Raw genomic sequence first — 21,055 nt, 5'->3', positions numbered from 1 at the left:
GCGGCTCCTTCTTCTGTCATCAGCTTTCGTCTTCAGACTCGGCTGATTATTTGCTGACACTCAGCAGTGCTGTCGCGAGATAATCCAGCTTGTCTTCCTGTAAGCCTGCAATATTAATCCGACCATCGCCCACGGCATAAATCCCAAACTGCTCACGCATCTTCAGAATCTGCTCCGGACTCAGGCCAGTGACAGAGAACATGCCTTTGTGTTTTTCAATGAAGTCAAAATCAGTCGAACCCTGATCGCGAACGGCTTGCGTTAGTCCGGCACGTAAGCGTAACAGGCGCTGGTTCATGTCATTCAGCTCTGTTTTCCAGGTTGCCGTTAATGCTTCATCGTTCAGAATCGTCGCAACCAGCGCAGCGCCATGATCCGGCGGCATGGTGTAAGACGCACGGGCCAGTTGCAAAATACGGCCTTTCGCCTTCTGGGCTTCTTTCAGTGAATCACTGATCACGATTGCTGCACCAGTCCGCTCACGGTACAAACCGAAATTCTTCGAGCAAGAGGTCGCCACAATCATTTCTTCAACATGATCAGCCAGATAACGTAGTCCGGCTGCATCCTGCTCCAGCCCGTCACCAAAGCCCTGATAAGCGATATCGACAAACGGCAGGAAACCATTCTTATTGGCCAGCTCTGTAATCGCCTGCCAGTCTTCAAACGCAATATCGGCACCCGTCGGGTTATGGCAGCAACCATGCAGCAGCACCACATCTTTCGGACCGGCTTTTGCCAGTTCTGTCAGCATGGCATCACGATTCACCTGCTTGGTCGCCGGATCAAAATACGGATAAAACTTCACGTTCAGACCCGCAGCTTCCATCACTGGCTTGTGATTCACATAGCTCGGGTTTGAAATCCAGACCGTGGTGTCCGGTTGCGCCAAACGCATTAGGTCGGCCAACATACGCAATGCACCACTGGCGCCCGGTGTCTGAACAGCGGCTGCCCGGCCATGCGCCGAGGTGCCCTGAATCAGCAGATCCATCATCGACTGATTGAAAACTTCATCTCCGGCCAGGCCGACATAAGCCTTGGTTTTCTGAGTATCCAGCAGTTGTTGCTCGGCTTGCAGCACGGCCTGCATGATTGGCGTTTCGCCGGCACTGTTTTTATACACCCCGATGCCGAGATCCATTTTGTCTGGACGGGCATCTGCGCGGAACAATTGCGTCAGGGATAAAATCGGATCGAGTTGTGCCTCAGTAAGCTGCTTGAACATCAGTAAAATTCCGTTTAGTTATTGTGATGTCACTCAAATTAACACGCGCTTTTACAGAGGTCACTACCTTGTTTTGAAATAGTCTGCTTAAGTGTTTCGTCTTCTGAACAACGCCTTGTAATTAAAATGTTACAACTAGAATTGATCCAGATTAACCCTCCTTGCAAATTCACTTGCATGCATCTAAGCAACACCTAAATTTAAGGGAGGATGGCGTTTTTGAACGGGAGGAGAAGATGAAAAACAGTGTCGATATCCGAACCCTGCTGAACGTTTATGAGAAAGTGAAAACTCAGGGGAAAACGGTTGAAAATGGCAAGCAACTGGAAGATATCATCTGTACTGAAAGCTATGACGGATACAGCGTGAGCTTATCGGATGGTCAGGTGAGTGTGGATGTGAACTTCCACAACACCTATCGCTTCCATACCCTGAATGAAGATCCGGACACAGTGATCAATCAGACCACCTCTGAATTCCACAATAACAATGAAACTCAGATTCAGCGTTTCATGAATAAGTTGCACGACATCAATCAGCGTTATTAATCTTTGATTTTGATAGTCATTGTCAGTGAACAGGTTTGACCTGCGCCTGACAATGGCTTTCGGTTTGCTTACTATTCTGTATCACAAGTTATGTAACCGACAGAAATAGCTGTCATGTGCTTTGTGCACCATCCTGAACAAAGACAATCACAGCGTTTTCTGCATCTCACACGGTTTTCGTATTGCCATGTGAGCCTGAAGAATAAAAGCAAAAAGCAGAAGTGAGCATAAAATGAACGCAGAATTACTGGACAAACAAGAGCAAGAGCGCGTGATTGCAGCTTTAAGTGAGTGTTACCGACGTTTAGAGGCAGCCGAGCTGACACCTCAGGAAATCACTCAGGATGGATTCAGCCTGATGTTTACATCAGCTTATAACATGCTGGACAGTTAAAACGACCACCCGGCATCAGATCAAAAGGAGCGCTAGGCGCTCCTTTTGTCGTTCTGAACTTTCCGCTTTTAAGAAGATCATGAACAGGCATCTGAGCAATGCCCGCACATGATGCCAGCGTGCCCGATTAACCGCGGTAGTAGCGTTGCGGGACAAACGGCATCTTCTCAACAGTCATTGGCAGTTTCTTACCGCGAACTTCTGCAAAAATCTCAGTACCAATCGTGGCAAACTCAGTTTTGACATACGCCATGGCAACCGGTGCTTCTTTGGTCGGACCAAAAGTGCCGCTGGTGACAATGCCAATTTCGTTATCGTTCGCATCAAACAATTTACTGCCTTCGCGAACCGGCGCCTTGGACTGACCAATCAAACCCACACGCTTACGGGCCACATCTTTGGTTTCGATCTGCTTCAGAATCAGATCAGCACCCGGGAAACCGCCCGCACGCTCACCGTCTGCACGGCGAGGTTTGCTGATGCCCCACAACAGGCTTGCTTCTACGGGTGTTGTCGTGGTGTCGATGTCATGTCCGTACAGACACAAGCCACACTCCAGACGCAGCGAATCACGCGCACCCAGACCAATCCATTCCACTTCCTCATAACCCAATAGCGTACGCGCCAGTGCTTCCGCCTGTGCAGAAGGGACAGAAATTTCGTAACCATCTTCGCCGGTGTAGCCAGAACGGCTGACGTAACATTCAACCCCTTGAAGCTCCAGCTTGATGGCATCCATAAACAGCATCTCGCTGGCAGCAGGATTCAAACGCGCCAGAACCGCTGCTGCTTTGGGGCCTTGCAGCGCCAGTAACGCGCGATCTTCAATCACTTCCAGCGTGACATCCGAAGGCAGGTGCGCTTTGATGTGTGCAATATCCTGATCTTTACAGGCCGCATTCACAACCACAAACAGGTGATCACCAAAGTTGGTTACCATCAGGTCGTCCAGAATACCACCCGCTTCATTGGTGAAAAATGCGTAGCGCTGCTTACCTTCAGGCAAGTCAATGATGTCAACTGGCACCAGTGCTTCCAGCGCTTTGGCGGCATTCGCACCATGCAAACGCAGCTGACCCATGTGCGACACATCAAACAGGCCGGCAGATTCACGGCAATGAATGTGCTCTTTCCGGACGCCCAGTGCGTACTGAACCGGCATATCATAGCCCGCAAACGGAACCATTTTAGCGCCCATTTCAATATGCAGGGCATGCAGAGGTGTTACGAGAAGATCCTGAGACATTGATTTTTACTCCATTCACCGCGCACTGCGGTTGTTCCATCAATTCTTGTGACGGCCTCAATCAGGCGATCACTGCGAAGATGTTGCTCTCATGAAGACAGCATGTAGCGAAAATGTTTTCATGTTTCCAATAGTAGACAAAGTTTCCAACCACTCAACCGAGCAGGTCACAAAATGCGACAGAACCCGATGCCCCTATTGATTTATTTAAAAAGATTCTCTGATTAAGATGCGGTCACCCACAAAATCTGGGCATCCTCTTCACTCACCGACACCAGCATGTGGCCCATGGTCGCGTCGTAATACACCGAATCCCCTTCCCCGAGCTGTACCGGTTCATAAAACTCTGAAAAGAAGGTAATGCTGCCAGATAGCACCAGCAGAAACTCTTCCCCGTCATGGCGAATCCAGTCCGGGTAATCTTCGAAATGCCGGGCACGAACGCGTGACTTGAACGGCATCATCTTCTTGTTTCGGAGCTGTGTTGCCAGCAGCTCATGTTCATAGGTTGTTGTCGGGTGCGGTTTCCCTTCATCTTTTCGGGTGATATCACGGCGACCCGTCGCAACAATTTGTTTGGGGGGCGCAAAGAGTTGCGGAATATCAATCTGCAACCCTGTGGCCAGTTTTTGCATCGCCTGAAATGTCGGAGAAATCTGTTCGTTTTCAATCTTAGACAATGTCGAACGGGCCAGACCGGTCCGTTTACTGGCTTCTTCCAGTGTCAGCCCGTGCGCCATCCTGATCTCTTTCAGACGCTTTCCTAACTGCATAGGCTCAATGGATTCTTTGTCGTTTTCCTGATCCCTGGCTACCGTAAGCGATGGATATGGATCCACATGATTGTCATCACTGTTCATCTTTGCCCTCCATGGCGATTCTGTGCACATTCTGGCACACCCCATTCACAACAGGAAAGCAAGCCAATAACAAAAACATGACCAATGCATCAAATTTGAGATTTAGTTTCCAATAGGAAACCTTGTGCAAAAAATCATCTTATTTATCCTTCAACTTTGGTTTCCAAACAGATTTCAATGTTGCTGAATGAAACGCGGACTGATTTCAAAACTTACCAGAAAACCTTGCTACCTCTGGCATTACACGGGTCAAAATCACGTTAAAGCGTTCAATGACTCACCTGAAAAATCCGAAAAGTTGGTGCACATCATAGAAATTTACATGACAAGAAGCAAACGTTTGCGTAAGATTACGGACACTAAAGTGAACAGTTATCCACTATTGGAAATTCCGGATTGATCCGTTATCAATAGAAGCGTATGTTACGCATTTGTTAGGCAAGCACACCAAGATGCATACCTGAAAACCAAAGCGTGACCACTGACGATAACAATAGTCACCGCTCTGCAAGCCGCGCTGATTCACCGGTTCAGAGTGCGAATTGAGGATAACGTGAAATGAAAGCTTCATACCAAAACCATGATCTGGAGATGTTCTTCTCAACCAACCTTGCTGAGGTTGATGGAGCCGTGAATGCCGGGATTACCGCAGAGCTGAACCGCCAGAACCAGCAAATTGAGCTGATTGCATCCGAAAACATTGTTTCCAAGGCTGTGATGCAGGCGCAAGGCACTTGCCTGACAAACAAGTATGCAGAAGGCTACGCAGGTCGCCGTTACTACGGCGGTTGCGAACATGTGGATGAAGTTGAACGCATTGCCATTTCACGTGCCAAACAACTGTTCCAGTGCGAATACGTCAACGTTCAGCCACACTCTGGCGCACAGGCCAATGGGGCGGTGATGCTGGCGCTGCTGCAACCGGGCGATACAATTCTGGGCATGTCTCTGGATGCCGGGGGTCACCTGACACACGGTGCACGCCCTGCTCTGTCGGGTAAATGGTTTAATGCCATCCAGTATGGTGTGAAGCAAGGCAGCTGCGATATCGACTACGATCAAGTTCGTGAGCTGGCGCTTGAGCACAAACCAAAAATGATTATTGCGGGTGGCTCAGCCATTCCGCGTCAGGTCGATTTCGAAAAATTCCGCGCCATTGCCGATGAAGTCGATGCCTACCTGATGGTCGACATGGCCCATATTGCTGGCCTGATTGCTGCCGGTGAACATCCGTCGCCACTGCCGCATGCACATGTGGTGACAACAACAACGCACAAAACATTGCGTGGTCCTCGTGGCGGCATGATTCTGACCAACCTCGAAGACATCAATAAGAAGATTAATTCGGCGGTTTTCCCAGGGCTGCAAGGTGGTCCGCTAATGCATGTGATCGCAGGTAAAGCCGTTGCACTGGGTGAAGCGCTGGAACCAGAATTCAAGCTGTATATCAAGCGTGTGATCAACAACGCCAAAGTTCTGGCAGAAACCCTGCAGGAACGTGGTTGTGACATTGTCACAGGCGGCACCGACACACACCTGATGCTGGTTGACCTGCGTCCGAAGGGTCTGAAAGGCAATCAGGTTGAAGAAGCGCTGGAGCGCGCTGGCATCACCTGTAACAAAAACGGAATTCCGTTTGATCCGGAAAAGCCAATGGTCACGTCTGGCATTCGTTTAGGCACCCCTGCCGGGACAAGCCGTGGCTTTGGTGAAGCCGAATTTAAACAAATCGGTGAATGGATTGGTGATGTGCTGGATGGCCTGGCGGCAAATCCAGAGGATAACAGTGAAGTTGAACAACGCGTGAAGCAGCAGGTCCAAAAGCTGTGCAGCCGCTTCCCGCTGTACCATTAATCAGGAAGCTGCGATTTAACGTCGCAGCGGATGAAGGAAATCAACCGGCGGAAGCCCTGCTCCTGCCGGTATAAATAACAAAAGATGCGGAAACATTGCGCAAGGAGATTCAAATGAGCAACCTGAAGTTTACTGAAAGCCACGAGTGGGTACGCGACAACGGCGACGGCACAATCACCATGGGAATCACAGACCACGCTCAAGGCCTGCTGGGTGATGTGGTTTTCGTAGACCTGCCTGAAGTCGGTGATAGCACTGAAGCCGGTGAGTCTTTCTCTCTGGTTGAGTCTGTGAAAGCGGCCTCTGATATTTACGCGCCTGTCACAGGTGAAATTGTTGCCATCAACGAAGATCTGTCGGACAGCCCGGAGCTGATCAACGAAGAACCGTTCGAAGGCGGCTGGATTGCTAAAATCAAGATTGCTGATGTTGAAGAACTGAGCAAGCTGATCGATCAAGACCAGTATCAGGCGACGATCGAAGACTAAGGAACACCACGGCTTTCGGATTGAAAGCCGTTTTTCCACCCAAGAGATTTCTCGCCATTGCCGGCACTTGACTGGCAATGTGTAGTAACTGTTCAGGAAAGAACCATGACCGACATGAACCTTTTACATGCACTCAGTGACGACCAAGCCTTTGCAACCCGTCACAACGGCCCGAATGCAGCACAGCAAGCAACCATGCTGAACACCATCGGCGTCGACAGCATTGACAAGTTGATTGAAGAAACTGTCCCGGCTTCCATTCGTCTGAAAGAAGCCATGAAGCTGGATCAGCCACAAAGCGAAGCAGATATGCTCGCTGCGCTGAAAGTCGTTGCGAGCCAAAACGTCATCAACCGCAGTTTCATCGGTCAGGGTTACTACAACACCTTCACGCCGAACGTGATTCTGCGCAACGTCCTGGAAAATCCAGGCTGGTACACCGCATACACGCCTTATCAGCCAGAAATCTCTCAGGGCCGTCTGGAATCCCTGCTGAACTATCAGCAAATGATCATGGATCTGACCGGCATGGAACTGGCGAACGCTTCCCTGCTGGATGAAGCAACTGCTGCTGCAGAAGCGATGACCCTGTGTCAGCGTGCGAGCAAAAGCAAGAGCAAAACATTCTTCGTCTCGACAGACCTGCATCCACAAACCATTGATGTGGTTGTGACCCGTGCCGAATACATCGGCATCGAAATCATTCGCGGCAAAGCAGAAGAACTGGACAATCACGACGTTTTCGGTGCACTGGTTCAGTACCCGGGCACGACAGGTGCCGTGTCCGACCTGTCTGACATCATCGAAAAAGCACATGCCAAGAAGACTCTGGTGGCTGTTGCTTCTGATCTGCTGGCACTGACGCTGCTGAAAGCACCGGGCGACATGGGCGCAGACGTTGTCATCGGCAGCGCACAGCGCTTCGGCGTTCCAATGGGCTTTGGTGGCCCGCACGCTGGCTTCATGGCAACCAAAGATGCTCACAAACGCACCATGCCTGGCCGTGTCATTGGCGTATCAAAAGACGCTAAAGGCAATCAGGCGTTGCGCATGGCGATGCAAACCCGTGAGCAGCATATCCGTCGTGAAAAAGCGACCTCGAACATTTGTACGGCTCAGGCACTGCTGGCAAACATGGCTGCATTTTATGCCCTGTATCATGGTCCGGAAGGTCTGCGTAAAATCGGCCGTCGCGTGCATCACCTGACTGCAATTCTGGCTGCTGGCCTGAAAAACGCTGGCATTGAACTGGTGAATGACACCTTCTTCGATACCATCACCGTCAACACGGCAAAACAAACCGACGCGATCTACAAAAAAGCGCTGGCTGCAGGAATCAACCTGCGCAAGTACAGCGACAAGCTGGGTGTCAGCCTGGACGAAACCACGCAGGTTTCTGATGTTGAAGAACTGCTGGAAATTTTCACTGGCCAGTCGCTGAAAGCCACCGCGTTTACCGACGACATTGCAGCAAACGAGTTCGCCGCAATTCCGGAAAACTGCCGCCGCACCAGTGAATACCTGACGCACCCTGTCTTTAACCAGTATCACAGCGAAACGCAAATGATGCGTTACATGAAGAAACTGGAAAACAAAGACTATTCACTCACACACGGCATGATCCCACTGGGCAGCTGCACCATGAAGCTGAACGCTGCGGCAGAAATGATTCCGGTCACCTGGCCTGAATTCGGTGCCCTGCACCCGTTTGCGCCAGCGGATCAAACCCAAGGTTATCAGCAACTGGCGAGCAAGCTGTCTGAAATGCTGTGTTCTGTCACTGGCTACGATGCATTCTCTCTGCAGCCAAACTCTGGTGCTCAGGGCGAGTATGCCGGTTTGATTGCAATTCAGCGTTACCATGCCGCCAATGGTGAAGCGCACCGGAATGTGTGCCTGATCCCAAGCTCTGCGCACGGTACGAACCCGGCTTCTGCGGCAATGGTGTCGATGAAAGTTGTGGTCGTTGGCTGTGATGCAAACGGCAACATCGACGTTGAAGATCTGAAAGCGAAAATTGAAAAACACCGCGACAACCTGTCATGCATCATGATTACTTACCCGTCGACGCACGGTGTCTACGAAGAAGCAGTCCGTGAAGTGTGTGAACTGGTTCATGCGGCTGGCGGCCAAGTTTATCTGGACGGCGCAAACATGAACGCACAGGTTGGCCTGACCAACCCTGGTTTTATCGGTTCCGATGTATCGCACCTGAACCTGCACAAAACCTTCTGTATCCCGCATGGCGGTGGCGGTCCGGGTATGGGTCCGATTGGTGTGAAATCGCATCTGGCTCCCTTCCTGCCAGGTCACGTAGAATCTGTGAATGCCACAGAAGGTTCTCAGTACGCGGTATCTGCGGCTGAACTGGGTTCGGCATCGATTCTGCCAATCTCTTACGCTTACATCGCGATGATGGGTTCAGAAGGCCTGACTCAGGCAACCAAGCTGGCGATTCTGAACGCAAACTATGTAATGGAACGTCTGCGTGACCACTACCCTGTCCTGTACCGGGGTACGCAGGGACGCATCGCGCACGAATGTATTATCGACATCCGTCCGCTGAAAGAAGCCTCTGGCATTTCTGAAGAAGATGTCGCGAAGCGTCTGATGGACTACGGTTTCCACGCGCCAACCATGTCCTTCCCGGTTGCTGGCACTCTGATGATCGAACCGACTGAATCGGAAGATCTGGCTGAACTGGATCGCTTCTGCGATGCAATGATCGCCATCCGTCAGGAAATTGCCCGCGTTCAGGCTGGTGAATGGCCACTGGAAGACAACCCGCTGGTCAATGCACCGCATACTCAGGCTGACCTAATGGATGCGGAGTGGAACCACAGCTACAGCCGCGAGCTGGCGTGCTTCCCATCGGCACACACCAAAGGTGCGAAATACTGGCCAACCGTCAATCGCGTCGACAACGTCTTCGGTGACCGGAATCTGATCTGCTCATGCCCAAGCATCGAGAACTATATTGAGGACTGATGGTTTTTGATCACAGTGTTCAACAAAGCGAGGCCAAATGGCCTCGCTTTTTTTACCGTCAATTTTCAACACGATAGTGCTGCTCACAAACTTTGTTCGTAACATGACACAAATTCACGATTAAAACTGACACAACATAATAATTACAGAGCGTTGGTCATCTATTTTGCGTGCTATTGGATGAAGTTCAGAAAAAGGTATTCTTGCCTTAATGTCATTTTCAACATCAACATTACCATTATTAATAATTAGATTATCTATTACATACTTAATTCTAGTACTTGATAATTTAAAATTATTTAAAGAGTCACCAACTTGACTAGCATGACCTGAAATTACAATTTTTTTATTTTCATTAACACGACTCAAAACATAATGTGATAACTTCCTTTTCAGGTCATTATAATTATCCGAATATTTACCCTTATATTGTTCCATATTTGAATTCGAATCCAAATCACAATTATTATTAAATTTTTCTACTCTTTCATTATTAACCTTATATCCATTGATGGCATAATCACTATTGTTACAAAAATGAACCTCAAAGTATTCACTAGAATCCACAGACTCAATTAAACAACGCGAATACTTTTCCATAAAGTTTTCCTGTGAATGAAGTTGAACCGCTACTGATATAACTTTAGGTTCACTATCACTTGTACAAACATCCATACTATCATCAGAATTTCGGCCACCATAAAAGCAGCTAATGTTACGGTTAGGAATCCAAGAGTATGTTTCTTTGTACCATTCTTCATTATCGACTAACTTGACAAGTGTATAATTAGAAAATAGAATTTTAACTGGATAGTGATTTTCAAATCCCTTTTGAACAATATATTTCCCCTCATCATAATTAATGTCAATTATCGCTGAGATAATAGGTAAAATCACTATCGGCATAACTAAAAAGCTCATTAACTTTGTTATTTCAAAACGATGATGTCGAGTTAACTTAATAAATCTATTTTCATCTCTTTCTTTAAACATCAATCTATAATACCTCTCAATATAATTAAAATAAATAAATATAGATAATAAAACTGATAGATAAAACGAAATTGAAGTTAAAGCAATATCATATAGATCTGAAAAAGAAATAAACCCTAGAGAATAAAATAAAAAAGACAAATCAGAATAAAAATATGTTACCAAATAAATAATGGAAAATAAATATATTGCTGAAACACCTACAATCGGAAGTGATATGGTTTCAATTCCAAAATGATTAAATATTTTAAAATCTTTAATCAAAACGCAACCATCTAATTTATGTTCCATTCTCCCCTCGATATTTTTCTCTTTTACAATATCAATTTTTATGAACTTTTTAAGAAAGTTAATGGTTTTATCAAATTCATCAATATTCACATCTAAACGCCGCCTTTTCAAGTGAATATACTCCCTCAGAGATTTCACTATCATCAACTCTGTTTTTATTCTTTTCGACAGACGTTCAATTTTATCTTTCTCTGAGTCAATCTCACTGAGAAATATTTTCGAAACCCCAGATCTTGAAATCGTTGGATAGTTATTTTTATAAGAATTCAAATAAGATTCTGTTAATGCTTGTAAATATTTCTTTAAACTACCACCTCTTTGTTCATAAAATTTCCTGCTTTCTACATCTAAGCAATCAATATCATATTTTATTTCCTCTACTTCGTTTATACTATTTATCATCCCGCATAATAATAATTTAACCTTTTTCTCGATAAATATTTTAAATGTCAAATAATCGGATGCAGATTTGTCTTTCATGGAAATCTCTTTGATACAGTCACTCATGCATAAGTAATCACTCTTTACTTTTCCATTCACATCCTCTAATTTCATTTTTAAAAGGTTAATGCTCTCTTTTTTAGAATCAATAAATTCTTTAAACTTTTCATTCTCATCATTAAAAGTCAAATCATCAACAGAATAATATTTATCAGAATAAATATATATTTTCTCAAGTAAAATACCTCCTGGAAGAAAACTATTGAAATTATTTTTTAAGTTATAGTAATACTTATCAAAAGGAGACTTGCTCATATTAACCTCGCCAATGACAATTTGACATAATTATTAGTTTAACAATAGCAGAAAAACTCGATATTGTTTTATAGCATGATTATTTCCATACAAATAGACATTGTTTCATAAATGAAGAGCAGCAACATGGAATCCGTAACATTTCTAATGAACAAGACAAATAAAATTAAATTAATATAGAGACTCTAATCAGAGGGTATCAACATGACCAAAAATATCATCCTTCTCTCAGATGGGACTGGCAACAGTGCTGCAAAACTCAATAAAACAAATGTCTGGCGGACTTACAAAGCGATTGACTATAATAATCAGGAAGTTATTCAAATATCTCTCTATGATGACGGTGTTGGAACATCATCTTTTAAACCATTGAAGCTCCTTGGCGGCGCCTTTGGATATGGACTCAGGCGAAATGTTATCGACTTATATCTATTCCTAAGCCGAAATTATAAACCTGGCGATCATATCTACTGCTTTGGGTTTAGTCGTGGTGCATTTACTATTCGTGTTTTGATTGGGTTTATCGCAAATAGAGGATTAATCAATTTTAATGGTGAGTCACCAGATAAGATGAGAAAAGAAGCGATTCAAAAGTTTAGTGAGTACCGAAAAAATTGGAAAAACAGAGTAGAAGGCACAGATCATACCAATGTCATCCAGCAATTGAATCCAGAAATAAAAATAAAATTTGTAGGATTATGGGATACAGTCGATGCCTATGGCGCTCCAATAAAATTCATGAAAGAAATAGTGAATAAGTTTTTTCATTTATACCTCCCTGATCATCACCTCTCTCACATTGTAGAGAAAGCCTGCCATGCACTTGCAATTGATGATGAAAGAGAAACTTTTCATCCTGTTCTTTGGGAAAATGAAGTAGAGGAATCATCAAAAACATCCAAAAATCCACCTCGAATTGAACAGGTATGGTTCAGTGGCATGCACTCAAATGTTGGAGGCGGTTACCCAGATGACGATCTGTCTTATGTTCCTCTGATCTGGATACTTGAGAAAGCTCAAGCTGCAGGGTTGATAATTGATCATCATATTTTTTCTAATTATTTAAAGCGAGCAAATCCTCATGGAAAAATGTACGATTCAAGGAAAGGGTTAGGCATATTTTACCGCTATAGCCCCCGAGTGATCGCTGAAAGATGTAACATTTGTGGTAAAGAAAAGCCAATTACCCTTGTTGATAAAAGTGTCATTCACCGGCTGTCACAGAATATAACTGGCTATGCACCAATCGCCCTGCCAACATCGATAATAGTAGACGCAAAAGAAGTTCAACTGGGAGATGAACCAATCTACAAAAAGCTCGAAAAAAACATCGACAAAGTTAAAAAATACTATCTTACCTCTGCAACCATATTTACACTTATCTTCATTTATCTTACCGTGATGATCTCATACAATAAGAGATGGGAATTCAATTTTTTATCATCTTATTCGCATGAAATATTGTGTTCCATAAAAAACCACCCCATTATTTCAATTATCTTATTGAGTATACTTTGTTTCCTCAGCTATCTCAGCCGAAAACAAAAAGATGATATCTTGAAGGGGCCAATGGAATTTGGTTAGAATGGCTGAAGAGCAGGCTACACACGGTAATCCCCCCGATAAATAACAGTGACAAAAAGTAGAATTATCTCGTAACCTAAACGAAAGGAGATTCTGCATGAACAAATCACGGTACACGGACAGTCAGATCCTGGCGATAGCTTTGTTGATCAACTCAGATAACAAACAGATCCATCCTAAATAAGTCATGATCTAGCTTTATGTGTTTCAGGGATACATAACCCTGTTAACTTGTTCAACGCACGAACGGCTGCAAGTGCTTCGCCGACTTGACCGTTGTAATCACGCAGGCTTAAAGCTGAGCCAAGCAGCCGCTTATATCTCGACATCGCCGTTTCCGAGATTGAGCGACTGTGGTAACCACTGGTCTTTTTTCAGTGTTCATTGCTACCGTGAATCCGCTGGTTTCCAACCGCAACATTTCTGGGATAACCCGCGCTCCAAGTATGCCGTTCCAGATCTGGACGGAATAAGGGGCTGTGCCTTCTTCCGTTGAATCGCTTGGTATCATACGCACCGTCATCTGATATCGATTTGATCTGACGATAAGTCTGGTTGAGCATCGTTGGCCTGATTTCGCGATCAGTGACGGTTGATAACGAGAGTTCTGCGCAGATGACTTGATGAGCAATAGCAAGATGGAACTTTCGCCTGAAACGGCGTTTCTCCTTACCACGCTTTTTCATTTTCCCTTTACCGAAAAGCTTCTTGCCAGTTGCGTCAATGGCAAAATGACGAATTTCACCTCGAGCAGGTATTTTGATGGAGATATCGAGTATTTTCACGCGTTTGCTGAGACTGCTGAAGTTCGGGCATGTTAGCGGTACTTTCATCAGAGAAAACACTGAATTCATGAAACCTTGAACAGCACGAAGTGACAGGTTAATAGACACTTCACCATAAGCGCAGTCATGATCGCCGTGTCTGAATACTGATAGCGCGTCCATGGTTACCGTGATGTTCAGAGCATAACCAACGGCTTAGTGCTTCTTCGTCGATCCAGAAAGTCAGTGAGCATTATAAGATCAGATCACTGGCTGAAATAAAAGTTCATGCCGATTTAGTCAGCAAAGCCAGGGCTATGGTATATAAATCCATGAATACTCGCAAAACAGCCCAGAAAAAATCCTATAAAGACAAAGCCTTAGATGAAATTTATGTGCTTAAGGCTCTGTCTGTGGCTGCACACCTCTTCAAATTTCATCATCAAATTATTTTCAGGAAGCGAAAGATGAGTGCATGCAAGTCTCCTCCGATTTTCCTTCATTTTTGATAACAAACCTATAACTCAGCGTGCTGATTCACCCCAGAACCATTCTGGAAATAATTAATTCAAACCTGTCAAACACAGCCAAAAACAGTGATTTTAGCCACAAAAATGTAGGGTATAAACCTTATCAGAGCAAAAAACATTACTTGAGTCACACTTGAAATGGAAATATTTTTCCACAAGTATTTGTTAGTGGTATGTTCACTTACAGTTAAAACAATCAATACAGAGCTATGAACATTTTGAATTCTGCTATACATGAAACTGAGTCACTGAAGGGAGTGAATCAATCCATCTGGAATTACCTTCAGGTAAATAAGGTTGAGGTCGCGTTCATGACGATCAGTGAGTTTAGCCAATCAGCGGGATGCAGCCTTTCCAGCATTAACCGGTTTGTGAAAGCTATTGGGTTTGCTGGATATAACGAATTTCAAAAGCAGCTACAGGCCGAAGTTAAAGTTCAATTTCAACCCATGAATATTACGAAAGAAATTATTAAAGGAGATGGATGCATATTACATGATATTATCGCTAGTGATATGAGAATTATCGAGTCAGTTAATACGATTGAAAACCAGATCAAGATAGACGACTGGTGCAACAAAATAAGCAATTCTGATACGATATATATCCATAGTTCCAGGAGCTCATACTCACTGGCCTATTATATCCATTTCCTACTAAAAAATTTCATTAAAAATGTTATATTGCTTGATGACTCTCATTCAAATTTATCTAACTCATTACAATTCGTCAGCAGCAATGATATTTTGATTTCTTTCAGCTTTAGCCGATATACCAAGCAGACCGTTGATGTGGCAACGTATTTTTCGGAATTAAATTGCAACGTACTGGCAGTTACGGACTCCTTCCAGTCGCCTATTTCCATGAAAAAAGAGAATACCATGGTCATCGAGAATGTTTCCGGAACATTTACTTTCGCAGCACCGATGATTATCGCAAACGTTCTCGTTTCTACTTTAGCAAAAAATAACAGAACGACCTACGAAGAGCGAATGAAACAACAGGTAAAACTTGCTGAACATCTGAATACATACAACTAAGAGGGATAATATGAAAAAGGGTATTTTCTATTCGTCAATCATCTGTGCACTTTATTCCACCGGTGCCGTTGCATCTGAATATCCAGATAAAGCTATCACACTGGTTGCGCCATATAGCGCAGGTGGCGCTTCTGATATTGCAGCACGCTCCCTTGCTCTTGTGGCTCAAAAGTACACTGATGACACTCCCATCGTCGTCATCAACAAGACAGGTAACGGGGGCATGGTTGGTGCCAGCTATGTTTCCAAATCCAAACCAGACGGCTATACGTTGCTCCTGTCACGCGTGGGTATGTCTCTCTACCCTGCTGTAAATAAACAGTCTCCAACAGACTGGGATGACTACAGTTTCCTGAGTATCGTGGAATCGACACCGATGATTTTAGCCGTTAATGCTAAATCCGGTATCCAGACGATTGAACAGTTAATCGAGAAAATCAAGGCCGAGCCGGGAAGGCTAACCTATGCTGCATCAGGCCCGCTTGCGATTGATGGCTTCACAGTTCAGGCCCTGCTTGACGATAACGGCATTCAAGCTCAGTCAGGGGCCACCCTTATCCCTTACACCGGGGGCGGCGCAATGGCCTCTGCTCTCCTGGGCGGACATATTGACTTCTTGGCAATTGCGGGGAGCTCGTTAATCCCGCACATCGAGTCAGGCAAACTCACCCCGCTGCTGGTTTATGCAACCGACCGTCTGAGCAGCATGCCTGATGTACCGACAGCGAAAGAGATGGGCTATATACAGGCGGGGCAGATCACTGGGTGGAGTGGCCTTTATGGTCCGAAAAACCTCCCACAGGATGTCGTAGAAAAATGGCAAAGCATACTGACTCAAGTTGAGAAAGATAGCGAGTGGAAAGAACTTGTTTCTAAACGTAGTGCTATCTCGCTCATCAACCAGGTTGATGCCGAAGCGTTTGCTGGCGATCAGTACAAACTATTTGTCGAGCTTTCAAAAAAATTCGGCTATTAAGATAACTGTCCATCAACAATAGGGTAGGTCCCTACCCTTTTTTGAGTACACCTCATGAACGAACAAAGAAATGAACTAGTCATTGGAATAATATTTTTAATATTATCTCTCCTTGTCATATTTTTTATTATTCCTGTGTGGGTCGAAACCCCAGCTTATTTAACCAATTCTGCTGTGGGGCCTAGCTTCTGGCCATATACGATCACATCAGTTTGTTGTGTTATTTCTTTCTCCATGATTTTAACCAACATAAAGCAGATATCCAAATTAAGGATAAACATCAATAAAGGTAAATCACTCAAGCTTATTTTTATATTTACCCTATTTATTCTCTATTATGAATTAATCTCTATTCTCGGATTTATCATATCGACAATCTTTCTTAGTTTAGCCTTGATCATGATGTCAAATCCAGGCCCAGCAAGCACGACCTCTGTTTTGAAGGCCTTTGGCGTGTCTGCTTTGTTTACTTTATTAATATATTTCATATTTACAAACATCGCTCAAACACAATTTCCAACCGGCTTCTTAGGAGTGTAACCAGATATGTTGAATGAAATACTCTCTGCAGCAGAACTCGTTTTTACGCTCGAAAATATCATCGTCATGGTTGCTGGTATATGGTTTGGTGTGATCGTTGGTTCCATTCCCGGAATGACGGGAACCATGGCGGTCACGCTCGCGCTTCCTTTTACCTTTTATATGCCTCCTATCACGAGCATCTTATTGTTGGTTGCTCTGTACAAAGGCAGTACATATGGCGCATCAATTTCGGCGATATTAATTAAAACCCCAGGTACCGCCTCTGCCGCCTGTACTGTACTCGATGGTTACCCACTCGCCCAGCAAGGGAAAGCGAATACGGCCCTGAAAGCTGCGCTGTATTCTTCATGCATAGGAGACTTCATCTCTAACATCGCTCTGATTTTCCTTGCGATTCCCCTTGCCGCTTATGCGCTTCTGATTGGGCCGCCAGAATATTTCCTGATCATGGTCATTGCTCTGTTTATTATATCGGGAGTGTCCGAGGGCAACCTTAGGAAGGGGATCCTTTCCGCCTGCCTGGGCCTGATACTGGCTACCGTAGGTCAGGATATCTATGGCAGCTATCGCTTTGCATTTAACGAGAACCTGCAAAGTAAATTGAATGTCGTTCCCGTCCTTATTGGCTTGTTTGCCATCCCGGAAGTATTGAAACTCATCATGAACAAAGGCGAAGGCGCTTCTCCTGTCATGAAAGTGAAAAAAACCACCTTCTCATTACGTGATCTTAAAAGTTCGTCCAAAGCGATTCTCAAAGGAAGCACAATCGGCGTAGTTCTTGGCGCTATCCCAGGTATCGGACCAGCTTCGGCCGCATTCTTCTCCTACAGCGAAGCCAAACGAAGCTCCAAAAACCCTGAAGAATTCGGCCATGGCTCCATCGAGGGTATCGCTGCTTCAGAGTCAGCAAACAACGGCTGCTGCGGCGCAACAATGATCCCTCTATTGGCTCTCGGAATTCCCGGCGATGTGATTACCGGCGTCATGTTGGGAGCCTTTATGATCCACGGGATCAACCCAGGCCCTCTCCTTTTCGAAACAAATATTAACCTTATTTATTCGCTGTTCATCGGTATCCTTCTCAGCTCGTTCATTCTGTTCTTTGCTGGCTCGATCACCGCAAGGATGTTTTCACATATCGTCAAACTTCCCAAGCACTACTTATTCCCCTGTGTATTGGTCCTGTGCCTGTTCGGGATCTACTCAGTCACGAATAACACTTTTGATATCGCAGTACTGCTCGTTATGGGCGGACTCGGTTACTTCATGATGAGTGCAAAGATCCCCACCGCTCCGTTTTTGATCGCTTTCATTATCGGGCCAATGCTCGAAGAGAACCTTCGACGTTCTCTCTCTATCTCCAGAGGTGAACTAGGCATCTTTACAGAATCAGGCATTAGCAAGGGCTTAGTTTTTGTGATTGTCTGCTTTGTTCTCATTTCCATCATCAAACTCATCAAACATCGATCTCAAAAACAAAAGGTAACACTATGATTTCTCAAGAACGATTATGGAAAGACATTGAAACCATAGCAACGATGACAGAAGAAGGATCCTTTGCTCGCCGTTGTTTTACAAAGGAATACCGGCAGGCAAGAGCTTGGCTTCAGTCGGAGTTTGACAAACTGGGCATGGAAACCACGGTCGATCCGGCTGGGAATATGATCGGCCGCCTGAAAGGGCATAGCGATCTTCCTGCCATCGCCACAGGTTCTCACCTGGATACGGTGCAAAACGGGGGTCGGTTTGATGGTATCGCAGGCGTGCTTGCCGGACTAGAGGTCGCTCGGAGCATCGTAGAACAGGGAATCGTGACAAAGCGTGACTTCTTGGTCATTGACTTTACAAGTGAGGAGCCGAGTGACTTTGGAATTTCCTGCATTGGTTCTCGGGCAATGGCAGGCAAACTCCCCAAAAATGCGCTAGAGCGTCAGGATCGCAGTGGGTTGTCACTGGACGGTGCCATACGGCTCATCGGCGGAGCGCCTGAACAATTGGATCAGTGCGTATTGTCTGACAGCGATATAGCAAAATTCGTCGAATTACATATCGAACAAGGCCCGCATCTGGAAGACACCAACACCGATGTAGGCATCGTGAGCTCTATTGTTGGCATCCAGCGTATCGAAGTTGTGATTGAAGGGACCGCGGCACACTCTGGTACAACACCAATGAATCTAAGGAAAGATGCATTCAATTCTGCTTCATACCTCTTCCGTTTTATTCATGATACGGCCATCAGCTTTGCCACCGAAAGTGAACATTATTTTGTCGCAACGATCGGGCAATGCTCTGTCTTTCCAAACGGTGCGAATGTGGTTCCAAACCGATGTACGTTTACGTGTGACATTCGATCGAGCAATGACGCAATGATCGTAAAATTCATCAACATCTTAAAAGAGGTGGCTCAGCAAATCCAGGAACAACATCAAACACCAGTCGGCATACAAATCCTCTCTTCGTCGCCAGCGGAAATCTGTGATGCTGATATCCAACGCAATCTGACCCAATATGCAGAGGAGCTCAACCTGACCCATTGCACCATGGCAAGCGGCGCAGGCCATGATGCAGCCTACATCAACAAAATATGCCCGTCGTCCATGATATTCATTCCTTCAAAGGACGGTCGCAGCCACTGCCCTGAAGAGTACTCATCCAGAACTCAACTGTTTAAGGGCACTCTGCTGTTAGAAAAATACATCATGAGGGAAGCATGTTAAGCTATCTATCCATTTTACAGAAGCTGATTAGCTTTGACTCGACAAGTTCGAAAAGCAACCTGGACCTCATTGACTGGATCCAAGCTTTCCTTTCTGAGCATGACATAAACCCGACCATCATTTACAACCAGGAGAAAACGAAGGCTAACCTGTTCGCCCATATCGGGCCAGAGAAGGAAGGCGGAATCGTGCTGTCTGGGCATACGGATGTGGTACCAGCCGTTGAGCCCGACTGGAACAGCAACCCTTTCGAGATGAGCATTCGTGATGGCTTGGTCTATGGACGGGGGACCTGTGACATGAAGGGGTTCATTGCCGTTGTCCTTTACAACATCGCCAAACTGAATCACAACGAACTTACAGCACCGCTATATCTCATATTCTCATATGATGAAGAGGTTGGCTGTATTGGTATCCACAGTGCCCTTGATTACCTCAGACAGAATAACATCCACCCGGATCTGGCTATTATTGGCGAGCCCTCCATGATGAATACCATCAACGGCCACAAAGGAAAAATCAGCGTTCAATGCCATGTAAAGGGCACCTGCGGCCATTCTTCGGACGCCCCCAACCAGGTCAATGCCATAGAGTATGCCGCGAAAGCTATCGTCAAAATTAGCGAGCAAGCTGAACGATTCAAGACCGAGGGCCCGTATGATCATGACTACACCGTTCCTCATAATACGATGCTCACTACGATGATATCTGGCGGTGTTGCAACCAATATCACACCTGAGGACTGCGCGTTTCGTTTCGAGATCCGCCATCTGCCAGAAACCCAACCTTTGCACGTGCTTCAGAAGCTCTACGATGATATTGACACTCAGTTGACACCAGGCATGAAAGCAGTCGATCCAAAGTGTGGTTTTACATGGCGTACTCAGTTCAACTATCCAGGGATGTCCGACGCTTGCAGTTCAGACGCTTTCATGAAACTCAACCCGCTGTTCAGCAAACCAAGTGGGAAGGTATCCTATGGTACTGAAGGAGGGTCGTTTGAGAGCATCAACGGAATACCGAGCATTATTTGTGGCCCGGGCAGCATCAACGAGGCTCACAAGCCCAACGAGTATATCTCTCTGGAACAGCTTGAACGCTGTGATGAGTTCGTTCAAAAGCTATTCAGGCTCATGAGCACACCAGGATAACAGTCTATGAAATCACATCTTGCATGTGTGGTGATCATCGCTTTCATATGCAGATGTAGAGGCTAAACCGTTCATTTTTGACAACACCTCTCCTACTGCCC

17 protein-coding genes are annotated in these 21,055 nt (G+C 45.5%); 12 read left to right on the top strand and 5 right to left on the bottom strand.

Annotation, left to right across the window (positions count from 1 at the left end; genetic code table 11):
- Positions 1–46 precede the first annotated feature (46 nt).
- Positions 47–1,228 carry an amino acid aminotransferase gene (locus tag KDD30_RS19180; protein WP_211651582.1) on the bottom strand — a complete coding sequence of 394 codons (1,182 nt, stop codon included), beginning with the start codon at positions 1,226–1,228 and terminating at the stop codon, positions 47–49.
- A gap of 236 nt (positions 1,229–1,464) precedes the next feature.
- Here KDD30_RS19180 and KDD30_RS19175 point away from each other — a divergent pair, with 236 nt between their 5' ends.
- Together KDD30_RS19175 and KDD30_RS19170 are read left to right on the top strand one after the other, a co-directional pair.
- Positions 1,465–1,776, top strand: coding sequence for a DUF3081 family protein (locus KDD30_RS19175; protein ID WP_211651581.1), 312 nt, complete (start codon positions 1,465–1,467; stop codon positions 1,774–1,776).
- 232 nt (positions 1,777–2,008) lie between these two features.
- Entirely contained in the window at positions 2,009–2,170 is a 162-nt protein-coding gene (locus KDD30_RS19170) for a hypothetical protein (protein WP_211651580.1), read from the top strand.
- Between the two features lie 127 nt (positions 2,171–2,297).
- Here the strand turns inward: KDD30_RS19170 and gcvT are convergent, their stop codons facing one another.
- Together gcvT and KDD30_RS19160 are read right to left on the bottom strand one after the other, a co-directional pair.
- A complete protein-coding gene (gene gcvT, locus KDD30_RS19165) occupies positions 2,298–3,416 on the bottom strand; it encodes a glycine cleavage system aminomethyltransferase GcvT (RefSeq protein WP_211651579.1) in 1,119 nt (372 codons plus the stop codon).
- A gap of 224 nt (positions 3,417–3,640) precedes the next feature.
- A complete protein-coding gene (locus KDD30_RS19160) occupies positions 3,641–4,276 on the bottom strand; it encodes a helix-turn-helix domain-containing protein (RefSeq protein ID WP_211651578.1) in 636 nt (211 codons plus the stop codon).
- A gap of 558 nt (positions 4,277–4,834) precedes the next feature.
- On the opposite strand from KDD30_RS19160, the gene KDD30_RS19155 reads away from it, so the two are divergent.
- From KDD30_RS19155 to gcvP, 3 genes are all read left to right on the top strand, one after another.
- Positions 4,835–6,130, top strand: a complete 1,296-nt coding sequence (locus tag KDD30_RS19155; protein WP_211651577.1) for a serine hydroxymethyltransferase — start codon at positions 4,835–4,837, stop codon at positions 6,128–6,130.
- Positions 6,131–6,243: 113 nt separating this feature from the next.
- The gene (gene gcvH, locus KDD30_RS19150; protein ID WP_211651576.1) at positions 6,244–6,618 is read left to right on the top strand and encodes a glycine cleavage system protein GcvH; all 375 of its coding nucleotides are present in this window, start codon (positions 6,244–6,246) and stop codon (positions 6,616–6,618) included.
- A 105-nt stretch (positions 6,619–6,723) separates the two neighbouring features.
- Complete coding sequence (gcvP, locus tag KDD30_RS19145) at positions 6,724–9,606, top strand: aminomethyl-transferring glycine dehydrogenase (RefSeq protein ID WP_211651575.1); 2,883 nt, start codon at positions 6,724–6,726, stop codon at positions 9,604–9,606.
- A 120-nt stretch (positions 9,607–9,726) separates the two neighbouring features.
- Here the strand turns inward: gcvP and KDD30_RS19140 are convergent, their stop codons facing one another.
- Positions 9,727–11,646: a hypothetical protein gene (locus KDD30_RS19140; protein ID WP_211651574.1), complete on the bottom strand. Its 1,920-nt coding sequence runs from the start codon at positions 11,644–11,646 to the stop codon at positions 9,727–9,729.
- A gap of 204 nt (positions 11,647–11,850) precedes the next feature.
- Here KDD30_RS19140 and KDD30_RS19135 point away from each other — a divergent pair, with 204 nt between their 5' ends.
- Complete coding sequence (locus KDD30_RS19135) at positions 11,851–13,230, top strand: DUF2235 domain-containing protein (RefSeq protein WP_211651573.1); 1,380 nt, start codon at positions 11,851–11,853, stop codon at positions 13,228–13,230.
- A 374-nt stretch (positions 13,231–13,604) separates the two neighbouring features.
- Here KDD30_RS19135 and KDD30_RS19130 read toward each other — a convergent pair whose 3' ends face one another.
- On the bottom strand, positions 13,605–14,063 hold the full coding sequence (locus tag KDD30_RS19130; protein ID WP_249199422.1) for a transposase: 459 nt from the start codon (positions 14,061–14,063) through the stop codon (positions 13,605–13,607).
- A gap of 670 nt (positions 14,064–14,733) precedes the next feature.
- On the opposite strand from KDD30_RS19130, the gene KDD30_RS19125 reads away from it, so the two are divergent.
- From KDD30_RS19125 to argE, 6 genes are read left to right on the top strand one after another with little or no spacing between them, the layout of a single operon-like run.
- On the top strand, positions 14,734–15,564 hold the full coding sequence (locus KDD30_RS19125; protein ID WP_211651571.1) for a MurR/RpiR family transcriptional regulator: 831 nt from the start codon (positions 14,734–14,736) through the stop codon (positions 15,562–15,564).
- Positions 15,565–15,574: 10 nt separating this feature from the next.
- The gene (locus KDD30_RS19120) at positions 15,575–16,540 is read left to right on the top strand and encodes a tripartite tricarboxylate transporter substrate binding protein (RefSeq protein WP_211651570.1); all 966 of its coding nucleotides are present in this window, start codon (positions 15,575–15,577) and stop codon (positions 16,538–16,540) included.
- 54 nt (positions 16,541–16,594) lie between these two features.
- Entirely contained in the window at positions 16,595–17,080 is a 486-nt protein-coding gene (locus KDD30_RS24915) for a tripartite tricarboxylate transporter TctB family protein (protein WP_211651569.1), read from the top strand.
- Between the two features lie 6 nt (positions 17,081–17,086).
- Positions 17,087–18,577 carry a tripartite tricarboxylate transporter permease gene (locus KDD30_RS19110; RefSeq protein ID WP_211651568.1) on the top strand — a complete coding sequence of 497 codons (1,491 nt, stop codon included), beginning with the start codon at positions 17,087–17,089 and terminating at the stop codon, positions 18,575–18,577.
- A complete protein-coding gene (locus KDD30_RS19105) occupies positions 18,574–19,803 on the top strand; it encodes a Zn-dependent hydrolase (protein WP_211651567.1) in 1,230 nt (409 codons plus the stop codon). The genes KDD30_RS19110 and KDD30_RS19105 overlap by 4 nt, the downstream gene beginning before the upstream one ends.
- Positions 19,797–20,954 (top strand): acetylornithine deacetylase, encoded by a 1,158-nt coding sequence (gene argE / locus KDD30_RS19100; protein ID WP_211651566.1) that lies wholly within the window; start codon positions 19,797–19,799, stop codon positions 20,952–20,954. Before KDD30_RS19105 ends, argE begins: the two co-directional genes overlap by 7 nt.
- Positions 20,955–21,055 lie beyond the last annotated feature (101 nt).

Source organism: Photobacterium sp. GJ3 (assembly GCF_018199995.1).
Lineage (GTDB): Bacteria > Pseudomonadota > Gammaproteobacteria > Enterobacterales > Vibrionaceae > Photobacterium.
Note: the sequence above shows the minus strand (reverse complement) of the source record. Positions and strands in the feature narration are given on the sequence as shown.

Excerpts from the sequence above, each read along its gene's own strand:
- KDD30_RS19105 (WP_211651567.1), top strand. The coding sequence starts at position 18,574 with ATGATTTCTCAAGAACGATTATGGAAAGACATTGAAACCATAGCAACG.
- KDD30_RS19180 (WP_211651582.1), bottom strand. The coding sequence starts at position 1,228 with ATGTTCAAGCAGCTTACTGAGGCACAACTCGATCCGATTTTATCCCTG.
- KDD30_RS19155 (WP_211651577.1), top strand. The coding sequence starts at position 4,835 with ATGAAAGCTTCATACCAAAACCATGATCTGGAGATGTTCTTCTCAACC.
- KDD30_RS19120 (WP_211651570.1), top strand. The coding sequence starts at position 15,575 with ATGAAAAAGGGTATTTTCTATTCGTCAATCATCTGTGCACTTTATTCC.
- KDD30_RS19135 (WP_211651573.1), top strand. The coding sequence starts at position 11,851 with ATGACCAAAAATATCATCCTTCTCTCAGATGGGACTGGCAACAGTGCT.
- KDD30_RS19110 (WP_211651568.1), top strand. The coding sequence starts at position 17,087 with ATGTTGAATGAAATACTCTCTGCAGCAGAACTCGTTTTTACGCTCGAA.
- gcvP (WP_211651575.1), top strand. The coding sequence starts at position 6,724 with ATGACCGACATGAACCTTTTACATGCACTCAGTGACGACCAAGCCTTT.
- KDD30_RS19130 (WP_249199422.1), bottom strand. The coding sequence starts at position 14,063 with ATGAAAGTACCGCTAACATGCCCGAACTTCAGCAGTCTCAGCAAACGC.
- KDD30_RS24915 (WP_211651569.1), top strand. The coding sequence starts at position 16,595 with ATGAACGAACAAAGAAATGAACTAGTCATTGGAATAATATTTTTAATA.
- KDD30_RS19125 (WP_211651571.1), top strand. The coding sequence starts at position 14,734 with ATGAACATTTTGAATTCTGCTATACATGAAACTGAGTCACTGAAGGGA.
- KDD30_RS19175 (WP_211651581.1), top strand. The coding sequence starts at position 1,465 with ATGAAAAACAGTGTCGATATCCGAACCCTGCTGAACGTTTATGAGAAA.
- gcvT (WP_211651579.1), bottom strand. The coding sequence starts at position 3,416 with ATGTCTCAGGATCTTCTCGTAACACCTCTGCATGCCCTGCATATTGAA.
- KDD30_RS19170 (WP_211651580.1), top strand. The coding sequence starts at position 2,009 with ATGAACGCAGAATTACTGGACAAACAAGAGCAAGAGCGCGTGATTGCA.
- KDD30_RS19160 (WP_211651578.1), bottom strand. The coding sequence starts at position 4,276 with ATGAACAGTGATGACAATCATGTGGATCCATATCCATCGCTTACGGTA.
- gcvH (WP_211651576.1), top strand. The coding sequence starts at position 6,244 with ATGAGCAACCTGAAGTTTACTGAAAGCCACGAGTGGGTACGCGACAAC.
- KDD30_RS19140 (WP_211651574.1), bottom strand. The coding sequence starts at position 11,646 with ATGAGCAAGTCTCCTTTTGATAAGTATTACTATAACTTAAAAAATAAT.
- argE (WP_211651566.1), top strand. The coding sequence starts at position 19,797 with ATGTTAAGCTATCTATCCATTTTACAGAAGCTGATTAGCTTTGACTCG.